This window comes from Wolbachia endosymbiont of Drosophila incompta (genome assembly GCF_001758565.1).
GTDB lineage: Bacteria > Pseudomonadota > Alphaproteobacteria > Rickettsiales > Anaplasmataceae > Wolbachia > Wolbachia pipientis.
Genome location: NZ_CP011148.1, coordinates 880,233 through 880,816 on the forward strand (window position 1 = coordinate 880,233; position 584 = coordinate 880,816).

Genomic DNA, 584 nt, shown 5'->3' on the forward strand with positions numbered 1-584 from the left:
TAATCCCAAAGTGCATTTACAGACGAAACCGTGGTCTAAGGGGCTTCCAGCGCTATGCGCTGGAATGACAACAAGTTCGCCTTCTTTAGCAATTGAACTAAAAGAAATGCTGAGCAGACCAAACATTTGCAGCAAAGAGTTCATAGTGGTGCAATATGACCATGAGGTTCAAGGGTCGTCAGTGCTGAAACCACTGCAGGGCAAGGGAAGAGTGTGCAGTGAAGCTATTGTTTCAAGGCCAATCCTTTCTTCAAATAAAGGTGTTGTAAAATCGCAAGGATTTGGCTCAAGTTATGGAGAAATTGACACCTACCACATGGCAGCATGTGCAATTGACACCGCGATACGCAACTATGTAGCCGCAGGAGGAAATATAAATCATCTAGCGTTTCTCGACAATTTTTGTTGGTGTGATGCTTATAATCCAGAAAGGTTGTGGCAACTAAAGAAAGCTGCAGAGGCTTGTTACGACTTCGCAACTGCATTTAAAACACCATTCATATCCGGAAAAGACAGTATGTTCAATGACTTCAAGGGATATGATGAAAATGGCGAGAAAGTGATAATCTCTGCACCACCTTCAT

1 pseudogene is annotated in these 584 nt (G+C 43.0%); it reads left to right on the top strand.

Features of this window, described 5'->3' with window-relative positions:
* Positions 1–584 (top strand): annotated as a pseudogene (locus tag WG67_RS08605) (phosphoribosylformylglycinamidine synthase); the annotation flags it as partial.